We start from the raw sequence: 22,096 nt of genomic DNA on the forward strand, positions 1-22,096 counted from the left end.
GGGTGCTCCTCGGGGGACGTCGGCGTCGGGTCGGTCCTGCTCGTGTGCGGCGCTCATCGGACGCCCTTCACGCGGAACGCGGCGACCGCGCCGAGCAGGCCGGCCGCGGCGCCCGCGAGGAAGAGGCCCGGGTAGCCGGCGACCGCCACCACCCCGCTCGCGGCGGTCGGCACGAGCGACTGCGGGAGCGCCTGGGCGATGTTGACGACGCCCAGGTCCTTGCCGTTGTCGGCGTCGCTCGGCAGGACGTCGGTGATGAGCGCGAGGTCGACCGCGTAGAACGAGCCGATGCCCGCGCCGATCACGAGCTGCGCGACGTAGACGACGGCGAGGGTGGGCGCGAGGGCGAGGATCACGAGGCCCACGACCGCGACGAGCGCCGCGGCGGCCACGAACACCTTGCGGCGGCCGAGCCGGTCGCTCAGCCACCCGGCCACGAAGGTGGTGGAGACGACGCCGATCACGGTGAAGAGCGTCGCGACGAAGACGGCGTTCGCGACGTCGTCCTGCGCGACGCCGAGGTCGTCGATGAGGTAGAAGGCGAGGTAGTTCGTGGCCGTCACGGCACCGGCCGTGAGGAGGAAGCGCATGAGCCAGGCCCAGCCGAAGTCGGGGTTCCGGCGCGGGTCGAACACGAAGGACCCGAGCACCTCCCTCACGCCGAGGCGCGCGGTCGGCCGCTCGGTGAGCACGCGGTCGCGGAAGACGAGCGCGAAGGCGACGACGACGATCACGCCGATCGCGCCCGGCACGAGCACCTGCTGCGTCGTGGTCGTGAACAGCTGCACGATGAAGGTGCCGACCACGAGCGAGCCGTTCTGCGCGACGCCGACGGCGGCGGCGACCCGGCCGCGGTTGCGCGGGCGGGCGGAGTCGGCCATCACGGCGATGAGCGCGGCGATGGCGGCGTTGAAGCAGCCCCGCACGAGCATCCAGGCGCCCACGAGCGCGAGCACGGTGGTGGCCTGGGTGAGCAGGTACAGCGCGCCGTAGCCGAGCACGACGCCGCCGAAGATCCACGGGCGGCGCATGCCGAAGCGGCCGGGCGTGCGGTCGGAGAGGCGGCCGGCGAGCGGGTTCACCACGAGGGCGACGAGCGCGCCGAGGCCGAGCACGAGGCTGAGGGTGCCGGCGGTGCTGTCGGGCGCGACCTCCGCCACCTTGAGCGCGAGCGACACGATGATGGGCGGCAGCAGGGCCACGAAGAGGCCGAGGAGCGCGATGGGCATCCCGATCTCGGCGCGGCGGGACCCGGGTGGGCGGGCCCCGTCCGGTGCCTGGCTGCGGGCGCGCGACGCACCCTCGGTCTGCTGGTCTCGGACTGCGTCGGCCACTTCGCCTCCAGGTTCCCATCCACCCTCATCGGTGGATCGGCACGACGGTAGCACGAAAAACCGACCTGCGGTAGGTATTGAGGGCCCTCCCGAATCGCTAGGGTCGATCCATGGCAGTCGACGAGGGTCCGCGGCGGTACGCCAAGGGCGCCGCCCGGCGCCGCGAGATCCTCGAGGCGGCGCTGGCCCTCATCGCCGAGCGCGGCTACTCCGCGTCATCGCTGCAGGAGATCGCCGACGCCGTGGGCATCAGCAAGGCCGGCGTGCTGCACTACTTCGACTCGCGGGAGGCGCTCATCGCCGCCGTGCTCGAGGAGCGCGACGCCCACTCCGCCGCCGACTACCGCCAGGCGGTGCCCGACGGGGATCCCGCGGACATGGTCGGCATGCTCCTCCGCGCGAGCTCGCACAACGCCGCGACGCCCGGCCTCGTCGCGCTGTACTCGCGGCTCGTCGTGGACGCGGCCGGTGCCGAGCATCCCGCGCACGCGTACATCGCCGACCGCTACGCCCGCGTTGTCGGCGCGATGGCCGACCAGGTGCGCGCGCTCGACGTCGAGCTGCCCGGCGGAATGGATGCGGAGGCGTTCGCGCGCGTCGCGGTCGCGGTGAGCGACGGCCTGCAGCTGCAGTGGAGCTACCGGCCCGAGATCGACATGCGCGACGCGCTCGAGCGGGCGATCCGCGCGCTCAGCGGCGGGGCGCTCCCCGTGCCGTCGGCGGATCCGGCCGCCGCGACCGCCTGACCGTCGGCCTCGGCCTCGGCCTCGGCCTCCGCCTCCGCCGCGGCCTCGGCGTCAGAGCCGCCCGGTCGCCTTCAGCCGGATGTAGCGGTCGGCCAGCGCGGGCGGCAGGTCCGCCGGCGCGCCCGTGACGACGTCCGCCCCGAGCCGGCGCACCGCGGCCTCCACGCGCGCGACGTCGAGGAGCGCGCGCTCGGCGGCGGCCGCGCGGTAGACGGCGGCGCGGCCTGAGCGGTCGGCGGCGCGCTCGGCGAGGCCGGGATCCACCACCGCGGCCACGAGCACGTGGTGCGTGCGCGTCAGCTGCGGCAGCGCCTGCAGGAGCGCGCGCGTGCTGCCGGGGGAGTCGATGGCGGTGAGCAGCACCACGAGCGAGCGCTGCGACACGATGCGGCGCACGAGCGCGGGCACGGCCGTCCAGTCGGTCTCGAGGAGCTCCGGGTCCACGGGCGCGAGGGCGTCGACCATGCGCGAGACCACGTCCCCGCCGGATCCGGCCCGCACGCGCGCGCGGACGCGGCGGTCGTGCGCCACCATGTCCACCCGGTCGCCCGAGCGCGTGGCGAGCGCCGCGAGCAGCAGCGACGCCTCGAACGCGGTGTCGAGGCGCGTCTCGTCCCGGATCCGGCCCGCGGCCGTGCGGCCCGTGTCGAGCACGAGCACCACGCGCCGGTCGCGCTCGGGCCGCCAGGTGCGGACGACCACGTCCTGGCGCCGGGCGGTCGCACGCCAGTCGATGGAGCGCACGTCGTCGCCGCGCACGTAGTCGCGCAGGCTGTCGAACTCGGTGCCCTGGCCGCGCACCATGAGGGCGGTCCGGCCGTCGAGCTCGCGCATCCGGGCGAGGCGCGAGGGCAGGTGGCGGCGCGAGCGGAACGGCGGCAGCACGCGCACGGCGCCGGGGGAGAGGAGCGTCGCCTGGCGCGCGGCGAGGCCGAGCGGGCCGGCCGAGCGGATCGTCACGCGCTCGGTGCGGCGCTCGCCGCGACGGGTCGGCGTGAGGGAGAGGCGGATCGCGCGGCGCTCGCCGGCGGGGATCCGCACCCGGTCGCGCGTGGAGGACGCGCCCGCGGACGGCTGCCAGGCGTCGCGCACCACGCCGCGCAGGGTGCGGGATCCGCGGTTCGTCACGAGCAGCACGCTCTCGCCCGCCTCGTCGAGGCGGATCCGCGCGGGCAGCACGCGCTCGAGCGCCACGGCCCGCGGGCTCGCGGCGAGGGCGAGGTCCGTCGCCACCAGCAGGGCGACCAGGAGGATCCACCCCGCGAGGAGCGCGTAGGCCGCGTCCGACCCGTCGCCGAGCGCGACGAGCGGCGCGATCCCCAGGAGGAGGAGCGCGACCGTGCGTCCGGTGAGGGCCATCTAGCGGCGCGCCACTAGATCGGCACCTGCACCTGCGCCATGACCCCGCGGAGCACGGCGTCGACGAACACGCCCTCGAGCTCCGCCTCGGGCCGCAGCGCGATGCGGTGGCGGAGCACCGGCAGCACCATCTCCTGCACGTGGTCGGGGGTCACGGCGTCGAAGCCGCTCAGCCACGCCCACGCGCGGCTCGCGGCCAGGAGGCTCGTGGATCCGCGCGGCGACACCCCGAGCTGCACCGACGGCGAGCGGCGGGTCGCCCGCGCCAGGTCGACCATGTAGGCGAGCACATCCGCGCCCACGCGCACCTCGTGCACGGCGGCCTGCGCGCGGCGGAGGCCGTCGGCGTCGAGCACGGGCCGCACGCCCGCCGCGTGGAGGTCCCGCGGGTCGAAGCCGGTCGAGTGCCGGCGGAGCACCTCGACCTCGGCCTCGCGCTCCGGGAGGTCGAGCACGAGCTTCAGCAGGAAGCGGTCGAGCTGCGCCTCGGGCAGCGTGTAGGTGCCCTCGTACTCGACGGGGTTCTGCGTGGCCGCGACGAGGAAGGGATCCGGCAGGGCGTGGCTCTCGCCGTCGACCGTGACCTGCCGCTCCTCCATCGCCTCGAGCAGCGCCGACTGCGTCTTGGGCGGCGTGCGGTTGATCTCGTCCGCCAGCAGGATGCTCGTGAACACCGGCCCGCGGCGGAACGAGAACGCGCCCTCGCGGGAGTCGTAGACGAGGGATCCGGTGATGTCGCCCGGCATGAGGTCGGGCGTGAACTGCACGCGCGCGGTGTCGAGGCGGAGGGCCTCGCTGAGCGCGCGGACGAGCAGCGTCTTCGCGACGCCGGGCACGCCCTCGAGGAGGACGTGGCCGCGGGCGAGGAGGGCGATGATCATGCCGGTCACGGCGCCGTCCTGGCCGACGACGGCCTTCCCGACCTCGGTCCGGACGGCGAGCAGGCTGGTGCGGAGGTCGTCGGTCATGGATCCATTCTCCTGGTCGGGTCGGCGGGGTCGGCGGCGCGGGCGACGCGGCGCTCGAGGGCGGCGAGGCGCCCGGCGAGGTCGACGAGGTCGCGGTCGGTGCGGGGGCGGTCGTCGAGGAGCAGGGCGCGGATGCCCGCGGGGTCCTCCTGGAGGGCGGCGGCGGAGGCGGCCACGACGTCGTCGACGGACGCGAGGCGGCCGAGTGCGAGCGTCGTGGCGATCCGGTCGACCGTGCCCACCCGCAGCGCGTCGAGGGCGTGGCCGCGCGCGTCCGCCCGCTGGTAGAGCCGGGCGCGGCCCTCCGCGGTCTCGTCGGCGCGCACCACGACGGGCAGCCGCTCCACCACGAGCGGGCCGAAGCGGCGGCCGCGCCACACGGCGGCGGCGAGGGCGGCGGCGCCCAGCAGCAGGATCGCCGGGGTCACCCACCCGGGCGTCAGCTCCCCGAGCGTGGGCGGCGCGTCTCCGGCGGCGTCGTCGGGCGACGGGGTGTACCAGACGAGCCGCCGCCGCTCGCCGAGCACGCCCAGGGCGAGGGCGGCGGATCCCTGCTCGGCGATGCGGTCGTTGGTGAGGATCGGATCCGCGCCGAGCACGGTCACGGTGCCGCCGGGCGCGAGCGTCGCCGGCACCCGGAGGAGCGCGAACGCGTCGCCGGTGTCGTCGGGGAAGCACGTGACGGCGTCCGCCGCGTCGTCGCCGAGGTAGCGGAACACGGGCGCGTCGTCCGGCACGGATCCCGCGGCCGTGGCGGCCGGCAGCGCGCACGCGGCGTCGAGCGCGCGGTCGGCGGACTCGGCCGCGCCGCCCGCCGCGACGTCGGGCGCGATGGCCTGCAGGGTCCGGAAGTCGGGCGCGAGCAGCACCGTGCGGGTCGCGAGCCGGCCGACCTCCGCCAGTCGCTCGTCGTCGAGGCGGTCGGAGGTCACGCCGAGCACGAGCGTCGCGTCGTCGCCGTCCCCGACGGCGACCCGCGCCTCCTCGAGCGTCGTCGCGAGCGTGACCTCGACGCCCTGCGCCTGGAGCACGCGGGCGAGCGCCTGCGTGCCGCCGGGCGCCGGGTTGTCGGGGGCCAGCGCGTCGCCCTGGCGCGCGACGCCGGAGACCGCGAGCGAGGCCACGGCGACGAGCATGGCGAGGGCGGCCAGCGCGATCCACGTGCCGGCCCGCTGCAGCGCCTGCCGCGGCGTCCGGGTCTCGGGCGTCGCGAGGTCGGCGGTCGGCGCGGGCGCGCTCACCGCGGACCCGCGCCCACGGGCTCGTGCAGCACGGGGACGGCCGTGCGCAGGTCGCGGTCGAGGGCGGCGAGCCGGTCGAGCATCCCCTCGGTGCCGGGGCGGCCGAGGTAGCGGACGGCGTCGAAGTCGTCGGCCGCGACGACGAGGCGGGCGGCATGGGCCGGGTGCGCGGATCCCGCGCGCCGGGCGAACCCGCGGGCGGTGGTGCCCGGATCCACCGTCACGATCGTGCGCTCGGCCTGTTCGCGCGCGATCGCCCGGAACAGGTCGGACGCGGCCGCCGCCAGGTCGCCCGCTCGGCGGGACGCCTCGGCCGCGCGGCGCAGCTCCTCGGCGGAGCGCCGGTCGTCGGATCCGAACAGCCCGGCGCCGCGCGCGGCCGCCCGCCTGCGGTCCCGGCGCGGCGCCCCGAACACGAGGAACGCCACCACGACGACGACGAGCAGGAGCACCCCGATCACCACGGGCGCGAGGTCGGCGAGGCCGCCGCCCGCCCCGTCGAGGAGCCCGGCGATCCAGTCGCCCACGGCCTGCGCCGCGAGGTCGAGCGCGTTCGGCCGGGCCGCCTCGTACTCGGGCTTCGCGAGCTCGTCGAGGAGGAGGCGGCGCGCGTCGTCGGCGTCGGGATCGAGCGGCACCGCGGCCGCGCGCGCGGCCGCGGCGAGCAGGAGGGAGCCGGTCACGCGCGTCCCGGGCCGGCTGCGCCCGCGGGCGCCTGGTACGGGTCCCGCGCGTCCGGCCCGGTGGCCGATGCCGCGCCCGCCGCGCGCTCCTGGGCGAAGCGCGCGAACTCGAGGTCGAGCCCCTCGCGCCGCATCCGCAGGTCGATGTAGAGGATGGCCGCGTTCGCCGACGTGACGACCGCGCCGATGCTCCCCACCACCACGCTCACCACGACCGAGAGCAGCTGCGTGCCGAGGTAGAAGACCGTCGAGGCGTCGAAGGTCTGGAATTCGAGCTCCCCGTTCGGGAAGAGCACGGTCTGCAGGATGGAGGTCAGCAGGGTCATCGGCACCGTCACGACGTTCGTGGCCGCGGAGACGATCACCGCGGTGAGCAGCAGGATCCCGAGCACGCGCCAGAACGACCCGATCGTGAGCGACCACGACCGGCGGGCCGCCGCGAGCGGCCGCAGCCGCTCGATCACGATGGCGCTCGGCACGAGGGCGAGCCGCGTCGAGACCCAGGCGGAGACGACCACGAGGCCCATCACGCCGAGCACGCCCACGATGATCCCCACGGCGATGCCCGCGCCGCCGGCGAGCACCAGCAGCGTCACGATGCCCGCGAGCACCGCGAGGACGAGCGTCCACGCCGCCGTGAGGGAAAGGCTCCACAGCACGAGCGGCAGGATCCGCGGGCGGGCGAGCCGCCACAGCGCACGCATCCGCAGCCGCTCGCCGAGCGTGCCCCGCGCCACCTCGCTCGCGACGACGCCCTGCAGGAACGCCGACGCGACGATCGACAGCACGATGGTGACGAGGGCGGCGACGATGACCGCCGCCACGCCGCCGGCGATGAGCGGCCCCTGCTCCGCCTCGCGCGCGGAGAAGATGCGCGTGACGACGAAGCCGGTCACGCCGCTCACGATCACGAGGGTCACGATGCCGACGAGCCCCTGGATCAGCAGCGCGCTGCCGACCGTGGCGCCGGGATTCCGGCGCAGCGTCTGGAACGAGCCCGCGAGGATCGCACCGAGGCCCAGCGGCCGCAGCGGCAGCAGGCCGGGCTTCGGCGGCGGGGTCCAGCCGGGCGCGGCGCCCCAGCCGGGCGGCGGCGGGAAGCCCCCGCCGGGAGGAGCCGCGGGCGACCCGGGCGGGGGAGCCGCGGGCGAGCCGGGGGTCTGAGGGGCCTCCCAGCTCTGGTCGTCGGTCACGCCCGCCAGCCTCCCACAGGCCGCGCGCGAAGTCCCGCGCCGGGCGGGCCCGGCCGATCCCCGCGCATGCACCGGCTAGCCTGGAGGCCTACGAGGACAGGGAACACCTTCAGATGACAGCACGGATCCTGGTGGTCGACGACGACACCGCGCTCGCCGAGATGATCGGCATCGTCCTGCGCACCGAGGGGTTCGAGCCCTCCTTCTGCGGGGACGGCGGCCAGGCGCTCGCCGCGTTCCACGAGGCGAAGCCCGACCTGGTGCTGCTCGACCTCATGCTCCCCGGCCTCGACGGCATCCAGGTGTGCGACCTCATCCGCGCCGAGTCGGGCGTGCCCATCATCATGCTCACCGCGAAGTCCGACACGGCCGACGTCGTCAAGGGCCTCGAGTCCGGCGCCGACGACTACATCGTCAAGCCCTTCAACCCGAAGGAGCTCGTCGCCCGCATCCGCACGCGCCTGCGCCCCGCGGCCGCCGCGTCGCCCGGGCTCCTCCAGGTCGGCGACCTCGTCGTCGACGTCGAGGGCCACGAGGTGCGCCGCGGCGAGGAGCGGATCAACCTCACGCCCCTCGAGTTCGACCTCCTGCACGCGCTCGCCAGCCGCCCGCAGCAGGTGTTCACGCGCGAGATGCTCCTCGAGCAGGTTTGGGGCTACCAGTACAAGGCCGACACGCGCCTCGTCAACGTCCACGTGCAGCGACTGCGCGCGAAGGTCGAGGACGACCCGGACAACCCGCGCATCGTCATGACCGTCCGCGGCGTCGGCTACCGCGCGGGGGCAGCGACCTAGCCCCATGCGCCCGCTGCCCGTGTGGCTCGTCGACTGGAGGTCGTGGCCGCGCCGCCTCGTCCGCATCTGGTCGGTGTCCCTCCAGTTCCGCACCGTCCTCATCACGGTCGCGCTCTCGGGCGTCACCGTGCTCCTCATCGGCGTGCTCATGACGCAGAGCATCTCGAGCGACCTCTTCCGCCAGCGGCTCGACACCGTGCTGCAGCAGTCGAACAGCGCCACCAGCCGGATGCAGGAGCAGTTCACGTCCTCCGACGCCAGCGACCAGACCGAGCTCGAGCAGCTCCGCACGCAGGTCTTCGACGAGCTGCGCGGCAGCGCCATCAACCTCTCCGACTTCGCGTTCCGCCGCACGCCCGGCACGGAGGCGCGGAACGTGCTGCAGAACGCGTCCACCGCCGACTACGTCGACAGCCTCCTGAGCGCCGACCTCCGTCGCGCGGTCGGCGAGGGCACGGGCACGCAGCAGTGGCAGTCGGTGGCGATCCCGGTGGGGGACCAGGGCGCCACGAGCCCCGGCATCGTCGTCGGATCGAGCATCGACATCCCGTCGGCCGGGAGGTACGAGCTGTACCTCGTCTACGACCTCGGCGACATCCAGCAGACCCTCGACTTCGTGGCGGGCACGATCCTCCTCGCGTTCCTCTTCCTCATCGTGCTCATCGGGGCGATCGCGTGGCTCGTGGTGCGCCTGGTGGTGGCGCCCATCCGCGTCGCCGCCGACACGAGCCAGAAGCTCGCGGCCGGCCAGCTCGAGGAGCGCCTGCCGGTGAAGGGCGAGGACGTGATCGCCACGCTCGCGCGCTCGTTCAACGGCATGGCCGACTCGCTGCAGTCGCAGATCACGCAGCTCGCCGACCTCTCCCAGCTGCAGCAGCGCTTCGTCTCCGACGTCTCGCACGAGCTGCGCACGCCGCTCACCACGATCCGGCTCGCCGGCGGCGTGCTCTACGACCTGCGCGAGGACTTCAGCCCGCCGGCCGCCCGCAGCGCCGAGCTGCTGCACACGCAGGTGGAGCGCTTCGAGACGCTGCTCGCCGACCTGCTGGAGATCAGTCGGTTCGACGCGGGCGCGGTGGACCTCGTGACCGAGCCGACCAACCTCGTGCGGCTCGTCGAGGACTCCATCGAGGAGTTCGAGGGCCTCGCCGCGCAGAAGGGCTCCGAGCTCAAGCTGGTCGCCCCCGGCGGCTACTTCGACGCCGAGATGGACGCGCGCCGCGTGCGCCGCATCGTCACGAACCTCGTCGGCAACGCGGTCGACCACGGCGAGGGCCGGCCCATCGTGATCACGGTCGACAGCGACCGGGACGCCGTCGCGCTCGCCGTCCGCGACTACGGCGTCGGCATGACGCACGAGGAGATGGGCCACGTCTTCGACCGGTTCTGGCGGGCGGATCCGTCGCGCCAGCGCACCACGGGCGGCACCGGCCTCGGCCTCGCCATCTCCCTGGAGGACACGAACCTGCACCACGGCTGGCTGCAGCTGTGGTCGCGGCCGGGCGAGGGATCCTGCTTCCGCCTGACCCTGCCCCGCCGCCCCGACGTCCCCCTCGACAGCTCGCCCGTCGCGCTGCCGCCCGACGACCCCGCGGACGACCGCGCCGACGAGGAGGATGCCCGTGTCCCCAGCAGCTGATCCCCGCCCGCGCCGCGCGTCCCGCGCGGCCGCCGTCGTGCTCGTCGCCGCCTGCGCCATCCTCCTCTCCGGCTGCGTCTCGATCCCGTCCGGCGGGCCCGTCTCCGAGGGCGACCCCGCCACCGTCACCGACGAGTCGGGCGTCAGCTACCAGCCGGACGGCCCGCAGGCGGGCGACGCCCCCGACGACGTCATCGCCGGCTTCGTCGACGCCGCCACGAGCTCCGCCGACCAGTACGGCGTCGCGCGCCAGTTCCTCTCCTCCGACTTCGCGTCGCGCTGGGACCCGTTCGCGAGCGTCGTCGTCTGGGAGGGCCAGGCGAGCACCTCGGAGGAGGTCGACGGCACCTACAGCTACTCCGTCACGACCATCGCGACGGTCGACGGCCAGGGCCACTACCGCGAGGTCGGCAGCGACCAGGAGACGCGCCTGTCCTTCCAGCTCGTGCAGGAGCGCGGCGAGTGGCGCATCGCGAAGGCGCCCGACGGCATCGCCCTGCGCTCCACCTACTTCCGCGAGATCTTCAGCGCGCACGCCCTCTACTTCTTCGACCCCACGTTCTCGTTCCTCGTGCCCGACCTCCGGTTCTTCGTCACGCGCGCGTCCCAGAGCGTCAGCACGCGCATCGTCAAGTCGCTCCTCCAGGGCCCGTCGCCGTGGCTGTCGCAGCCCGCGGTCGTCACGGCCTTCCCCGAGGGCACGCGGCTGGCGTCGTCGACCGTCACGACCGCGGGCGGCACGCCGCAGGTGGACCTCTCGACCGAGGCGCGCGCCGCCGACGGCATCACGCAGCAGCGGATGAAGCTCCAGCTGCGGCAGAGCCTGTCCAACATCCCGTCCGTGCTCGACGTGCAGATGCTCGTCGACGGCACGCCCCTCACCGTGGCGGACTTCGGCGGCCGCGGCCCCGTCAAGGACCCGCAGGCGGAGTCGCGCCCGCTCGTCCTCGCGCAGGGCGCGTTCGGCTACCTCGGCGGGGGAGAGGTGGCCCCGCTCGGCTTGCTCGGCACGCGCGTGACGGCGCTCGGGGCCGACGCGGCGACCCTCAGCGCCGACGGCCAGCAGGCGGCGGTGCGCAACGCGTCCGGCGTCTGGTCGGTGGGTGACGGCGACCGCGACGCCGTCCTCCTGGACACGCGTCCGGGCCTCGTCGCGCCGTCCCTCGACACGCAGGGCTACGTCTGGTCGACACCGGCGTCGGATCCTCGCGGGCTCGTCGCGTGGGGCCCCGACGGCGTCGGCCACCCCGTCGCCGTGAGCTGGACCGCCACGGGCCGTGTCGTCTCCCTCGAGGTCGCGCGCGACGGCGCCCGCGTCCTCGTCCAGCTCGAGACGGGCGCCGGGCCGCAGCTGCTCGTCGCCTCGATCGTGCGCGACAAGGGCGTCCCCACCGCCCTCACGACGACCCCGCTCGAGCTCCTCGCGTCGCCCGGCACCCCGTTGGACGCGACGTGGGTCGACGAACTCGACGTCGCCACCCTCACCCTCGCGCCCGACGGCGAGCGCCAGGTCGAGCTGCACCAGGTGGGCGGTCCGTCGAAGGACATGGGATCCGCGGCCGACGGCGTCTCCATCACCGGCGCCAACGACGAGAGCGGCCTGCGCGTCCTCACCAGCGCGGGCGCCCTGCTCACGCCGCGGGGCAGCACGTGGCAGCAGACCGCCACCGGCGTCTCCTTCGTGGCGACCAAGCGCTGACCCCGTCCACGGATCCGCCGCGCCAGTCCTCCCCGCACCGGCCGCGTGCGATCCTCCGCGCGTGATCCCCGTGCCCGGGCCGCTCGCCCCGTCCTCCCGCATCCCGTCCGCGCTCCGCGCAGCCCTGCTCGACGCCCTCGCGGTCGTCGCCCCGGTGACCTGCGCCGGGTGCGGCGCCCCCGACCGCGCTGTGTGCTCGGCCTGCCGGGCCGCGATGCCCTGCCCGCCCCTCGTGCGACCCCTCGCGCTGCCCGCCGTCCCGTCGCCCCGGGGTCGCGTCCCGGCCCGCGTCGTGCCGGTCGGCTGCGGGAGCGCGTACGCCCCGCCCTGGCCCGCGCTCCTGTCCGGCCTCAAGGAGGACGGCCGCACGGACGCCGCGCGGGCGATGGCGGCGACCCTGATCCGCGCCGTCCACGCTTCCGTCGCCGCCGCCGAGCGCGAGGCCGATCCCGCCGCCGCCCCCGCGTGGCCTCTCGACGTGATCCCCGTCCCCGCGCCCGCCGCCTCCCTCCGCCGTCGCGGCTACGCGCCCGTCGAGGTCCTGCTCGCCCGCGCCGGGATCGTGCCGCTGCGGGCGCCGGGCGTGCCCGGGCTGCGGCGCCACCCGCTCCGCTTCACCCGACGGCCGGCCGACCAGGCCGGCCTCGGGGTCGCCGCGCGCGCGGCCAACGTCGACGGCTGCCTCTCAGCGCGCATCGACCTCGCCGGCCGCCGGATCCTCGTGGTCGACGACGTCCTCACCACAGGAGCCACGCTCCGCGAGACCTGCCGCGCCGTCCGCGCCGCGGGCGGCGAGGTCGTCGCGTGCGCCGTGCTCACGGCCGTGTCCGCCCGCACCCGCGGCGCAGCGCCACGCGCCCGACGACCGACCCGTCGCTCCCTGTGCATGTCCGATGCGCGCGCGGTCCACCCGCCGGATGCCTCGCGCTGCGATGAGCCCGAGGTCTAGGCTCGCCCGAAAGGCGTGAAAGTGATCGCCCTCTTCCAGCGGGCGACGCGTCATGATCTGGAGGTACGTCATGGACATCAACATCACCGGCCGCAACGCGGAGATCACGGACCGATTCCGCGTGTACGCCACCGAGAAGGCCGACAAGATCGTCCAGCTCGCCGAGAAGTCCATCTCTCTCGACATCAAGGTCTCGCGGCACAGCGAGAAGTCCGGCGGATCCGCCGGGGACGACCGCGTGGAGATCACGCTCGTGGGCCCGGGCCCCGTCATCCGCGCCGAGAGCAGCGCCGCCGACAAGTTCGCCGCCTTCGACCTGGCCCTCGGGCGCATGCTCGAACGGCTGCGCCGTGCCAAGGACAAGAAGAAGATCCACCGCGGCAACCACCGCCCCGTGTCCCTGCACGAGGCCGCCACCGAGGGCTTCGCCCAGATCGACCTCGACCCGGCGGACGCCGAGCTCATCGAGCGCGTCAACGGGAAGAGCGTCGCGCCCGTCGACCAGCCCGTCGACGAGGACGACTACTGCCCCGTGGTCATCCGCACCAAGGTATTCCCGTCGCAGTCCATGACGGTCGACCAGGCCCTCGAGCACATGGAGCTCGTCGGCCACGACTTCTTCCTCTTCATCGACGCGGAGACCGACCGCCCGAGCGTCGTCTACCGCCGCAAGGGCTGGGACTACGGCGTCATCGGCCTGGCCGACGGCGAGCAGGAGCTGGCCGGCGCCGGCGCCGGCGCCGGATCGCGATCGCTGCGCCGCTGATCCCCCTCCTCCCACGAGGCCCCGCACGCTCCCGCGTGCGGGGCCTCGTGCGTGAGACCGCGTCCCCGGATCAGGGCGTTCCCGGGAAGGGCACCGGACGAGCCGGTACTATGGCGAAGCTCGTCGGCGGCGACATCCGCGCGCCGTCACGGCGGTCGTCGTCATCCGGCGCCCGCCCATCTACGCAGGGAGACACCGATGGCCTCAGTACTCGAGAAGGTCCTTCGCGTCGGCGAGGGGCGCACGCTCCGCAAGCTGCAGAACTACGCGAAGGCGGTGAACCAGCTCGAGGAGGACTTCACGCACCTCACCGACGAGGAGCTGAAGAACGAGACCGTCGAGCTCCGCGAGCGCCACGCCAACGGCGAGTCCCTCGACGACCTGCTCCCCGAGGCGTTCGCCGCCGTCCGCGAGGCCTCCCGCCGCACGCTCGGCCTCCGCCACTTCGACGTCCAGATCATGGGCGGCGCCGCCCTCCACCTCGGCAACATCGCCGAGATGAAGACGGGCGAGGGCAAGACCCTCGTCGCCACGCTGCCGGCTTACCTCAACGCCATCGCCTCGCGCGGCGTGCACGTCATCACGGTCAACGACTACCTCGCGAGCTACCAGAGCGAGCTCATGGGCCGCGTCTTCCGCGCCCTCGGCATGACCACCGGCGTGATCCTCGCGGGCCAGACCCCGCAGCAGCGCCGCGAGCAGTACGCCGCCGACATCACCTACGGCACGAACAACGAGTTCGGCTTCGACTACCTGCGCGACAACATGGCGTGGCAGGCCTCCGACATGGTCCAGCGCGGCCACTTCTTCGCCGTGGTCGACGAGGTCGACTCCATCCTCATCGACGAGGCCCGCACGCCGCTCATCATCTCGGGCCCCTCCGCGGGCGACGCGAACCGCTGGTTCACCGAGTTCGCGAACGTGGCGAAGCGCCTCGTCCCCGAGGTCGACTACGAGGTCGACGAGAAGAAGCGCACGGTCGGCGTGCTCGAGGCGGGCATCGAGAAGGTCGAGGACCACCTCGGCATCGACAACCTCTACGAGTCCGCGAACACCCCGCTCATCTCCTTCCTCAACAACTCGATCAAGGCCAAGGCCCTGTTCAAGAAGGACAAGGACTACGTCGTCATGAACGGCGAGGTCCTCATCGTCGACGAGCACACGGGCCGCATCCTCATGGGCCGCCGCTACAACGAGGGCATCCACCAGGCCATCGAGGCCAAGGAGGGCGTCGCGGTCAAGGCCGAGAACCAGACCCTCGCCACCGTCACGCTGCAGAACTACTTCCGCCTCTACAAGAAGCTCTCGGGCATGACGGGCACGGCCGAGACCGAGGCCGCCGAGTTCATGAGCACCTACAAGCTCGGCGTCGTCCCGATCCCCACGAACCGGCCTATGCAGCGCAAGGACCAGTCCGACCTCATCTACAAGAACGAGAAGGCGAAGTTCGAGCAGGTCGTCGAGGACATCGCCGAGCGCCACGCGTCCGGCCAGCCCGTCCTCGTCGGCACCACGAGCGTCGAGAAGAGCGAGTACCTGTCCAAGCTGCTCGCGAAGAAGGGCGTCCGCCACGAGGTCCTCAACGCGAAGAACCACGCGCGCGAGGCCGCCATCGTCGCGCAGGCCGGCCGCCTCGGATCCGTCACCGTCGCCACCAACATGGCCGGCCGCGGCACGGACATCATGCTCGGCGGCAACGCGGAGTTCCTCGCGGTCGCCGCCATGAACGCGCGCGGGCTCAGCCCCGTCGAGACCCCGGAGCAGTACGAGACCGAGTGGGACGACGTGTTCGCGCAGGTCAAGGCCGAGGTCGACGAGGAGGCCGCGAAGGTCATCGAGGCCGGCGGCCTCTACGTGCTCGGCACCGAGCGCCACGAGTCCCGGCGCATCGACAACCAGCTCCGCGGACGCTCCGGCCGCCAGGGCGACCCGGGGGAGAGCCGCTTCTACCTCTCGCTCACCGACGACCTCATGCGCCTGTTCAACAACGGCGCCGCCGCGAGCCTCATGGGCCGCGACAGCGTGCCGGACGACGTGGCCATCGAGTCGAAGGTGGTCAGCCGCGCCATCCGCAGCGCGCAGGGGCAGGTCGAGGCGCGCAACGCCGAGATCCGCAAGAACGTCCTCAAGTACGACGACGTCCTCAACCGCCAGCGCGAGGCGATCTACGGCGACCGCCGCCACATCCTCGAGGGCGACGACCTCCAGGAGCGCTCGCAGCGCTTCCTCGAGGCCGTCATCGACGACGTGCTCGACTCGCACATCGGCGAGGGCAACGGCGACGACTGGGACTTCGACGCCCTGTGGACCGAGCTCAAGACGCTGTACCCGATCTCGATCACCATCGACGAGGTCATCACGGAGGCGGGGAGCAAGGGCCGCGTGAACCGCGACTTCGTCCGCCGCGAGATCCTCTCCGATGCGAAGCTCGCCTACGCGAAGCGCGAGGAGCAGCTCGGCGAGGCCGCGATGCGCGAGCTCGAGCGTCGCGTGGTGCTCTCGGTCATCGACCGCCGCTGGCGCGAGCACCTCTACGAGATGGACTACCTGAAGGACGGCATCGGCCTCCGCGCCATGGCCCAGCGCGACCCGCTGGTCGAGTACCAGCGCGAGGGCTTCGCGCTCTTCCAGCAGATGATGGGCGCCATCCGCGAGGAGACCGTCGGGTTCCTGTTCAACCTGGAGGTCGAGGTGCAGGCGCCCGCGGATGCCGAGTCCGTGGGACCGCGCATCCAGGCGAAGGGCCTCGCCGCGAACCAGGCCACGGCGGACAAGCTCCGCTACACCGCCCCGACGGACGACGGCGGCGTCGAGGTGCGGAACCAGCGCGGCCAGATCGAGAAGGCGGCGACTGCGAAGGCGCAGAAGGACCAGCAGGCCGAGGACGCCGTCCTGGTCGGCGAGGACGAGCCGGAGACCCCGCAGGGTCCGCCCGCCCGCGGCGCCTTCGGCCAGGCGACCGGTGCAGCGTCAGCCGCTCCGCAGAACCGCGAGGAGCGTCGCAAGGCCGATCGACGCAAGTAGGCCCTCCCCGGTCCGGCGGGTCACCCGTCGTCCCGGGGCCCGAGCGTCGAGCGCACGACGAAGGGCGCGTCTCCCGCGGGAGACGCGCCCTTCGTCGTGCGACGGGTGGCTACAAGACGTTGATGGCCGTCGCGCGCCAGCGGCGGTCGAGGCCCTCGAGCCGGATGGCGACGGCGCGGGCGCGTGCCCGGCCGTGGACCACGATGACCGCCTCGATGACGCCGTCTCGAGGGGAGAACGACGTGACCGTGCCGATGGTGAACACCGGCCGGGTCACCGACTGCCCCTTGGTGCGCCGGGCCCGGGCGCTGAGCACCACGCGCTTGAGCAGGTGGCGGTAGACGTCGTCGCTGACCCAGCGGGCGATCTGGTCGAGCTCCCGGGCTCCGGCGAGGATCTCGATGACGCAGCGGGTGAGGTTCTCGAGCAGCGGCCCCGACGGGGGCAGGTCCTGGCTGCTGCAGGGCTGGCGCCCGAAGAAGTCGTCGACGTCGAAGCGCTTGCGGACCGTTCCCCGCACCGTGGCGGTCGTCGAGGATTCGGTCGCGGAGGACGGACCGGCTGGGGCGCTCGTCGTCTGCGGAGGCGCTGCGGCGGGCTTCCGAGCACCGGACCGCCGGGTGGAGCCGCCCTCGGCGTCACCGGCGACGGTGCTCCGGCCGTCGGGGAGATCCTCCCGTGGCACTGCTTCACTCATGCGTCACTCCCATCCCGGTGCTCCCCCCGATCGGGGGGACCACGATGCCTGGTCAACTCTGACAGTGCGAGAGGCTCGGCGCACGTCCAGGGCACAAGATGTGGAGAACTGAGAGCGGATCTCAAGGAAGGCACCCAAGGTGACCCGGATGTGCCAGCCGTCCCCGCCGCCGCGCCGCTCCCTCCGACCGCACAGGGCCGGCGACCGATGAGGTGGGAGAACCTCTTCGACGACCTCGAGGGCCAGTGGGAGACGGCGCGGCTCGCTGAGGAGCGCGAGCAGCGCGACGAGGAGGAGCGCGTGCGCGTCGCGCGCACCGTCTTGCGGGACCGCCTGAGGGCGCTCACCTCGTCCGATCAGGCGCGACCGCTGCGCCTGTCGCTGTCGGACGGCACGTGGATCGACCTCCGCGCCAAGGTGCTCGGGCGCGATTGGATGTCGGGGGAGCTGACCGTCCCGGGCGATGCGCCGTCGCGCGAGGAACGGGCGTGCATCCTCCCCCTCGCCTCCATCCACGCGCTCGCCCTGGATCGCGAGCAGGTGCGGTCGAGCCTCGCGCCGGTCTCCGAGCTCCCGCCCGAGCGCGGCATCGTCGATCGGATCGGGCTGCCGTTCGTCCTCCGCGACCTCTGCCGACGTCGCGCGCATGTCGAGATGCGGCTCCGGGACACCGTGGTCGGGGGCACGCTGGATCGCGTCGCCCGCGACCACGTCGACGTCGCCGTCCACGAGGCGGGGAGCCCCCGCCGGGAGTCGGCCGTATCGGGGTACCGGCTGGTGCCTCTGGCGGGAATCGTCCTCGTCCGGGTCTGATCGTCACCGCCGCGGCAGCATGTGGACAACGCACGACGCCCGCGCGCGCCGTCCCCGACATTGACCGGCATGCCTGCGACCCCTCGTCCCGCGCGTCCGGCGCGCCGCCCCGTCTGGTTGGATCCCCGCTTCATCGTGGGGCTGGTCCTGGTCCTCGTGTCGACGGGTGGGGTGGTGGCGCTCCTGCGCTCCGCGGACTCGTCGGTGGTCGTCATGTCCGCGGGATCCGCCCTGGACGCGGGGACCACGGTCCACGCCTCCGACCTCGTGCCCGTGCGCGTGCGCATCGACGGCGCGGCCGACCTCTACGTCTCCCCGGAGTCCGCCGACGGGCTCGTCGTCACGCGCTTCGTGGGAGCCGGTGAGCTCGTCCCGCGGTCGTCCGTCTCCTCGGCGGACGCACGCACCACCGCATCGGTCGTCATCCCCACGTCTGCGGGCGCCGACCACCTCGTCGCACCGGGCAACGTGGTCGACATCTGGGCGGCCGCGGCGAAGGGCTCGGGCACGAACGCCTACGACGCGCCACGGGTCATCGTCTCCGGGGCCACCGTCACCCAGGTCATCCGACCCGAGGGCTTCGTCGCGGATCAGGACCACACGCAGGTGCAGCTGACCGTGCCGCGTGAGGACGTGGCCGCGGTCCTGTCCTCCACCGACGCGCGCGACCAGATGACGCTCGTGCCCGTCGGCGATGCGGGGGCCTGAGCGTGGCGTCCCTGATCCTCGCCCTCCCGCCGCGCGTGGAGGACGCGCTCCTCCGCGACGTCGTCGAGGCGGGTCACACGGTCCTCGCCCGCGTCACGGGCGCGGCCGAGGTGATCTCCGCGGTCCGGGCGACGACGGTCGATCCCCTGCACCTGGTCATCGCGGCGTCGCCGACGACGCTCGATCGGGACGTGCTCGCGGCGCTCGACGAACGGGGCGCGCGAGCGGTGGCGGTGGCGTCGAGCGAGGCCGACCGTCGCAACGCGCAGTCGCTCGGACACCACGAGGTCGTGGACGAAGCGGCCAGCTGGCGCGAGATCGAGGAGCTGCTGCTCTCGGCGCGCCCGCTCGGGGTGCCCGGCGCGACGGTGGCGGGCGTCCGTCGTGCGAACGCCGTCGCCGCGCACCTGGAGATCGGCCCTCCCGAGCATGTCGGCTCGGGCGACGCACCCGATCGGGCCCGTCTCGACGGCGCCGGGACCCGACGGCCGGCGCGTGACCCCGATGCCGGCGCGGACCCGCTCGGCGGCCGGGACGGAGCCGGCGGCTCCTCGCGCTCCCGCGAGAGCCCGCGCACGCATCCGGCGAGGGACCGGCGAGGTCGACCGCTGCGCGAACGTCTCGGGCTCGTCCGACGCCCGCGCGTGCCGGCTCCGGTCCGCCCCGAGCGGGATCGAGACGCCGTCGCCGACGTCGACGACGTCGACGGCCGAGGGGAGCCGGTCGGCCGGGTGATCGCCGTCTGGGGTCCGCAGGGAGCCCCGGGGCGCACCGCGACGGCGCTGGCCGTCGCCGGCGAGGTCGCGGCGGCAGGTCGATCAGCCGTGCTGGTCGACGCCGACGTCCACGGCGGCACGGTGGCTGCCACCCTCGGTCTGCTCGACGAGGCGCCGGGCTTCGCCGCCGCCTGCCGCCTCGCCGCGGCCGACAGCCTCACGGTGGAGGAGCTGGAGCGGATCGCGCAGCACCACCCGTCCACGCGTGCCCCGGGGTTCTCGGTCCTCACCGGCATCTCGCGCCCGGACAGGTGGCCCGAGCTCGCCGAGGGCCGGGTCTCCGCCGTGCTGCAGGCATGCCGGGGCTGGCGCGACTACACCGTGGTCGACGCCTCGTTCAACCTGGAGGACGACGAGGAGATCTCGAGCGACATGTTCGCGCCCCGCCGCAACGCGGCCACGCACGCGGTGCTGCGCGGCGCCGACCACGTCGTCGCCGTCGTCTCGGCCGACACGGTCGGTCTGTCGCGCTTCTTCCGCGCGTACGTGCAGCTCCTCGAGATCGTGGACCCCTCGCGCGTCTCCGTGCTCGTCAACCGGGTCCGCCCCAGCGCAGGCGGCTGGGACGCCGCCAGCCAGGTACGACGCACCCTCTTCCGTTTCGGGAGCGTGGAGGCGGCGGCGTACGTCCCCGAGGACCGGGAGTCCCTCGACGCCGCGGTGCTGGCCGGCGCGACGCTCCGCGACATCGCGCCGCGGTCGCCCGCGCTCGTCGAGTGGTCGCGCTTCACCCGCACCACGCTCCTGCCTCCCGAGGACGCGCCGCGGCGGGTGCGTCGTGCGGCCGCGTCCCGGCGTCGAGGCGGCGATCCGGCGGGGGAGGTGCCCGCCCCGCCCGCATAGGCTGTAGCCGTGTCCACGCTCAGCGATCTCGTGCATGCCCAGGGTCTGTCCTCCGACGCGGACGTCGAGTGGCTGCACCTCCTCGTCGGCGACTGGCAGCTCCTCGCCGATCTCGCGTTCGCGGACATCGTGCTGTGGGTCCCCACCGTGAGCGGCAGCTTCGTCGCGGTCGCGCACGCCCGACCGTCGAGCTCGGCCACGCTGTTCTACCGCGACTTCGTCGGCCAGCCGATCAAGGCGGAGTGGCGCAAGCAGGTCACCGACGCGCACGAGACCGCGCGCATCATCGACTCGTCCGCGCCGGACTGGTACGAGGAGACCCCGACCCGCGTGCGGGCCGTGCCGGTGCTGCGTCGGCTGGCCCAGGGCAGCCCCGAGGTCACGGACACCCCCATCGCCGTGATCACGCGCCACACCAACCTCAGCGAGACGCGGACGCCGAGCCGCCAGGAGCTGACCTTCAACGAGTGCGCCAACGACCTCTTCGCGATGATCGCCGACGGCGACTTCCCCGACCTGGGCTCGCCGACCGGGCCCCGGCGGGGGGCGCCTCGCGCGTCCGACGGACTGCTGCGTCTCGACGTGGACGGCATCACGACCTTCGCGAGCCCCAACGCCCTGAGCGCCTTCAACCGCATGGGCTTCTCCGAGGAACTCGAGGGGGAGTCCCTCGCGGACGCGACGTCGAGCCTCCTCACCGGCAAGCGGCTGACGGTCGACGAGTCGCTGCCGCTGATCGTCGCCGGCCGCGCGCCGTGGCGCACGGACATCGAGTCCCGGGGAGTCACCGTCTCGCTCCGCGCGATCCCCATCCGCAGCCACGGCGAACGGGTCGGCGCCGTCGTGCTCTGCCGCGACGTGACGGAGCTGCGCCACCAGGAGCGCGAGCTGATCACCAAGGACGCGACGATCCGCGAGATCCACCACCGGGTGAAGAACAACCTGCAGACGGTGGCGAGCCTCCTGCGGATCCAGGCGCGCCGGTCGCACACGGAGGAGGCGCGCGAGGCGCTCGGCCACGCGCAGCGCCGGGTGGGCGCCATCGCCGTGGTGCACGACACGCTCAGCGAGGGGCTCAACCAGAACGTCGACTTCGACGCGGTGTTCGACCGCGTCCTGCTGCTCATCGCCGAGGTGGCCTCCGCGCACAACACCCGGGTGCACCCGAAGATCCTGGGCAGCTTCGGCGTGCTGCCGAGCGCCTACGCGACACCGCTCGCCCTCGCGCTCACCGAGCTCGTGACGAACGCGGTCGAGCACGGCCTGGCGGGGCGCTCAGGAGAGGTGGCCATCGAGGCCGCGCGCACCGAGGAGACGCTCACCGTCAGCGTCCGCGACGACGGCGTGGGCCTGCCCGAGGGCAAGGTCGGGACGGGGCTGGGGACGCAGATCGTCCGGACGCTCATCCAGGGCGAGCTCGGCGGGACGATCGACTGGCACACGCTCATGGGCAGCGGAACCGAGGTGACCATCGAGGTGCCGTTGCGCTGGCTGGCTCCCGTCACGGCCTGAGCAGGCGCTCCGACCGGTCGACCACCGGCATACGACGAGAGCCGGGCTGCCCGTTGGCGGCCCGGCTCTCGTCGGTGGTGCGTGGTGCGTGCGTCAGCTGGCGCGGCGGGCGCGCGCGGCGCGGCGCTTGAGCGCGCGACGCTCGTCCTCGCTGAGGCCGCCCCAGACGCCCGAGTCCTGGCCGGTCTCGAGGGCGTACTGCAGGCACATCTCGGTGACGGAGCAGCGGCCGCAGACGGCCTTGGCCTTGTCGATCTGGTCCACGGCCGGGCCGGTGTTCCCCACGGGGAAGAACAGCTCGGGGTCCACAGTCAGGCAGGCTGCCTTGTCACGCCAGTCCATAGGGGTGCTC

The 22,096-nt window shown here is 73.9% G+C and carries 19 protein-coding genes; 11 read left to right on the top strand and 8 right to left on the bottom strand.

Features of this window, described 5'->3' with window-relative positions; genetic code table 11:
* Positions 1–53: 53 nt before the first annotated feature.
* Positions 54–1,229: an MFS transporter gene (locus tag CMN_RS04910; RefSeq protein WP_227077751.1), complete on the bottom strand. Its 1,176-nt coding sequence runs from the start codon at positions 1,227–1,229 to the stop codon at positions 54–56.
* 215 nt (positions 1,230–1,444) lie between these two features.
* On the opposite strand from CMN_RS04910, the gene CMN_RS04915 reads away from it, so the two are divergent.
* A complete protein-coding gene (locus tag CMN_RS04915; RefSeq protein WP_015489745.1) occupies positions 1,445–2,080 on the top strand; it encodes a TetR/AcrR family transcriptional regulator in 636 nt (211 codons plus the stop codon).
* 51 nt (positions 2,081–2,131) lie between these two features.
* Here CMN_RS04915 and CMN_RS04920 read toward each other — a convergent pair whose 3' ends face one another.
* Genes CMN_RS04920 through CMN_RS04940 form a run of 5 tightly spaced genes read right to left on the bottom strand, consistent with a single transcriptional unit; the run spans position 2,132 to position 7,524 of the window.
* The gene (locus tag CMN_RS04920; RefSeq protein ID WP_015489746.1) at positions 2,132–3,439 is read right to left on the bottom strand and encodes a DUF58 domain-containing protein; all 1,308 of its coding nucleotides are present in this window, start codon (positions 3,437–3,439) and stop codon (positions 2,132–2,134) included.
* 14 nt (positions 3,440–3,453) lie between these two features.
* Positions 3,454–4,407: an AAA family ATPase gene (locus tag CMN_RS04925; RefSeq protein WP_015489747.1), complete on the bottom strand. Its 954-nt coding sequence runs from the start codon at positions 4,405–4,407 to the stop codon at positions 3,454–3,456.
* Complete coding sequence (locus CMN_RS04930; RefSeq protein ID WP_015489748.1) at positions 4,404–5,648, bottom strand: DUF4350 domain-containing protein; 1,245 nt, start codon at positions 5,646–5,648, stop codon at positions 4,404–4,406. The genes CMN_RS04925 and CMN_RS04930 overlap by 4 nt, the downstream gene beginning before the upstream one ends.
* On the bottom strand, positions 5,645–6,331 hold the full coding sequence (locus CMN_RS04935; protein ID WP_015489749.1) for a DUF4129 domain-containing protein: 687 nt from the start codon (positions 6,329–6,331) through the stop codon (positions 5,645–5,647). The genes CMN_RS04930 and CMN_RS04935 overlap by 4 nt, the downstream gene beginning before the upstream one ends.
* Positions 6,328–7,524, bottom strand: coding sequence for a hypothetical protein (locus tag CMN_RS04940; RefSeq protein ID WP_015489750.1), 1,197 nt, complete (start codon positions 7,522–7,524; stop codon positions 6,328–6,330). Before CMN_RS04940 ends, CMN_RS04935 begins: the two co-directional genes overlap by 4 nt.
* Positions 7,525–7,637: 113 nt before the next feature.
* Here CMN_RS04940 and mtrA point away from each other — a divergent pair, with 113 nt between their 5' ends.
* The 6 genes from mtrA to secA all read left to right on the top strand — a co-directional run bounded on the left by mtrA (position 7,638) and on the right by secA (position 16,395).
* Positions 7,638–8,318: an MtrAB system response regulator MtrA gene (gene mtrA / locus CMN_RS04945; protein ID WP_015489751.1), complete on the top strand. Its 681-nt coding sequence runs from the start codon at positions 7,638–7,640 to the stop codon at positions 8,316–8,318.
* A 4-nt stretch (positions 8,319–8,322) separates the two neighbouring features.
* Complete coding sequence (gene mtrB / locus CMN_RS04950; RefSeq protein WP_015489752.1) at positions 8,323–9,957, top strand: MtrAB system histidine kinase MtrB; 1,635 nt, start codon at positions 8,323–8,325, stop codon at positions 9,955–9,957.
* Positions 9,935–11,656, top strand: a complete 1,722-nt coding sequence (gene lpqB, locus CMN_RS04955) for a lipoprotein LpqB (protein WP_227077752.1) — start codon at positions 9,935–9,937, stop codon at positions 11,654–11,656. The genes mtrB and lpqB overlap by 23 nt, the downstream gene beginning before the upstream one ends.
* Positions 11,657–11,717: 61 nt before the next feature.
* The gene (locus CMN_RS04960; protein ID WP_227077753.1) at positions 11,718–12,605 is read left to right on the top strand and encodes a ComF family protein; all 888 of its coding nucleotides are present in this window, start codon (positions 11,718–11,720) and stop codon (positions 12,603–12,605) included.
* A 70-nt stretch (positions 12,606–12,675) separates the two neighbouring features.
* The gene (gene hpf / locus CMN_RS04965) at positions 12,676–13,371 is read left to right on the top strand and encodes a ribosome hibernation-promoting factor, HPF/YfiA family (protein WP_015489755.1); all 696 of its coding nucleotides are present in this window, start codon (positions 12,676–12,678) and stop codon (positions 13,369–13,371) included.
* A 198-nt stretch (positions 13,372–13,569) separates the two neighbouring features.
* Positions 13,570–16,395, top strand: coding sequence for a preprotein translocase subunit SecA (gene secA, locus CMN_RS04970; protein WP_015489756.1), 2,826 nt, complete (start codon positions 13,570–13,572; stop codon positions 16,393–16,395).
* 109 nt (positions 16,396–16,504) lie between these two features.
* Here secA and CMN_RS04975 read toward each other — a convergent pair whose 3' ends face one another.
* Entirely contained in the window at positions 16,505–16,915 is a 411-nt protein-coding gene (locus tag CMN_RS04975) for an Rv3235 family protein (RefSeq protein WP_227077754.1), read from the bottom strand.
* A gap of 384 nt (positions 16,916–17,299) precedes the next feature.
* On the opposite strand from CMN_RS04975, the gene CMN_RS04980 reads away from it, so the two are divergent.
* The 4 genes from CMN_RS04980 (at position 17,300) to CMN_RS04995 (ending at position 21,744) form a co-directional block, all read left to right on the top strand.
* Positions 17,300–17,905 carry a hypothetical protein gene (locus CMN_RS04980; RefSeq protein WP_015489758.1) on the top strand — a complete coding sequence of 202 codons (606 nt, stop codon included), beginning with the start codon at positions 17,300–17,302 and terminating at the stop codon, positions 17,903–17,905.
* A 69-nt stretch (positions 17,906–17,974) separates the two neighbouring features.
* Entirely contained in the window at positions 17,975–18,613 is a 639-nt protein-coding gene (locus tag CMN_RS04985) for a CpaB family protein (RefSeq protein WP_015489759.1), read from the top strand.
* A gap of 2 nt (positions 18,614–18,615) precedes the next feature.
* A complete protein-coding gene (locus tag CMN_RS04990) occupies positions 18,616–20,232 on the top strand; it encodes a septum formation inhibitor-activating ATPase (protein WP_015489760.1) in 1,617 nt (538 codons plus the stop codon).
* A gap of 9 nt (positions 20,233–20,241) precedes the next feature.
* Entirely contained in the window at positions 20,242–21,744 is a 1,503-nt protein-coding gene (locus CMN_RS04995) for a sensor histidine kinase (RefSeq protein WP_015489761.1), read from the top strand.
* A gap of 93 nt (positions 21,745–21,837) precedes the next feature.
* Here the strand turns inward: CMN_RS04995 and CMN_RS05000 are convergent, their stop codons facing one another.
* Positions 21,838–22,086 (bottom strand): WhiB family transcriptional regulator, encoded by a 249-nt coding sequence (locus tag CMN_RS05000; RefSeq protein WP_012037746.1) that lies wholly within the window; start codon positions 22,084–22,086, stop codon positions 21,838–21,840.
* Positions 22,087–22,096: the final 10 nt, after the last annotated feature.

Origin of the sequence: Clavibacter nebraskensis NCPPB 2581 (assembly GCF_000355695.1) — a bacterium.
Taxonomy (GTDB): domain Bacteria; phylum Actinomycetota; class Actinomycetes; order Actinomycetales; family Microbacteriaceae; genus Clavibacter; species Clavibacter nebraskensis.

Bases quoted from the DNA above. Each gene is read 5' to 3' on its own strand.
- lpqB (WP_227077752.1), top strand. From the start codon at position 9,935: ATGCCCGTGTCCCCAGCAGCTGATCCCCGCCCGCGCCGCGCGTCCCGC.
- mtrA (WP_015489751.1), top strand. From the start codon at position 7,638: ATGACAGCACGGATCCTGGTGGTCGACGACGACACCGCGCTCGCCGAG.
- CMN_RS04980 (WP_015489758.1), top strand. From the start codon at position 17,300: ATGAGGTGGGAGAACCTCTTCGACGACCTCGAGGGCCAGTGGGAGACG.
- mtrB (WP_015489752.1), top strand. From the start codon at position 8,323: ATGCGCCCGCTGCCCGTGTGGCTCGTCGACTGGAGGTCGTGGCCGCGC.
- CMN_RS04920 (WP_015489746.1), bottom strand. From the start codon at position 3,439: ATGGCCCTCACCGGACGCACGGTCGCGCTCCTCCTCCTGGGGATCGCG.
- CMN_RS04915 (WP_015489745.1), top strand. From the start codon at position 1,445: ATGGCAGTCGACGAGGGTCCGCGGCGGTACGCCAAGGGCGCCGCCCGG.
- CMN_RS05000 (WP_012037746.1), bottom strand. From the start codon at position 22,086: ATGGACTGGCGTGACAAGGCAGCCTGCCTGACTGTGGACCCCGAGCTG.
- CMN_RS04925 (WP_015489747.1), bottom strand. From the start codon at position 4,407: ATGACCGACGACCTCCGCACCAGCCTGCTCGCCGTCCGGACCGAGGTC.
- secA (WP_015489756.1), top strand. From the start codon at position 13,570: ATGGCCTCAGTACTCGAGAAGGTCCTTCGCGTCGGCGAGGGGCGCACG.
- hpf (WP_015489755.1), top strand. From the start codon at position 12,676: ATGGACATCAACATCACCGGCCGCAACGCGGAGATCACGGACCGATTC.
- CMN_RS04910 (WP_227077751.1), bottom strand. From the start codon at position 1,229: ATGCCCATCGCGCTCCTCGGCCTCTTCGTGGCCCTGCTGCCGCCCATC.
- CMN_RS04985 (WP_015489759.1), top strand. From the start codon at position 17,975: ATGCCTGCGACCCCTCGTCCCGCGCGTCCGGCGCGCCGCCCCGTCTGG.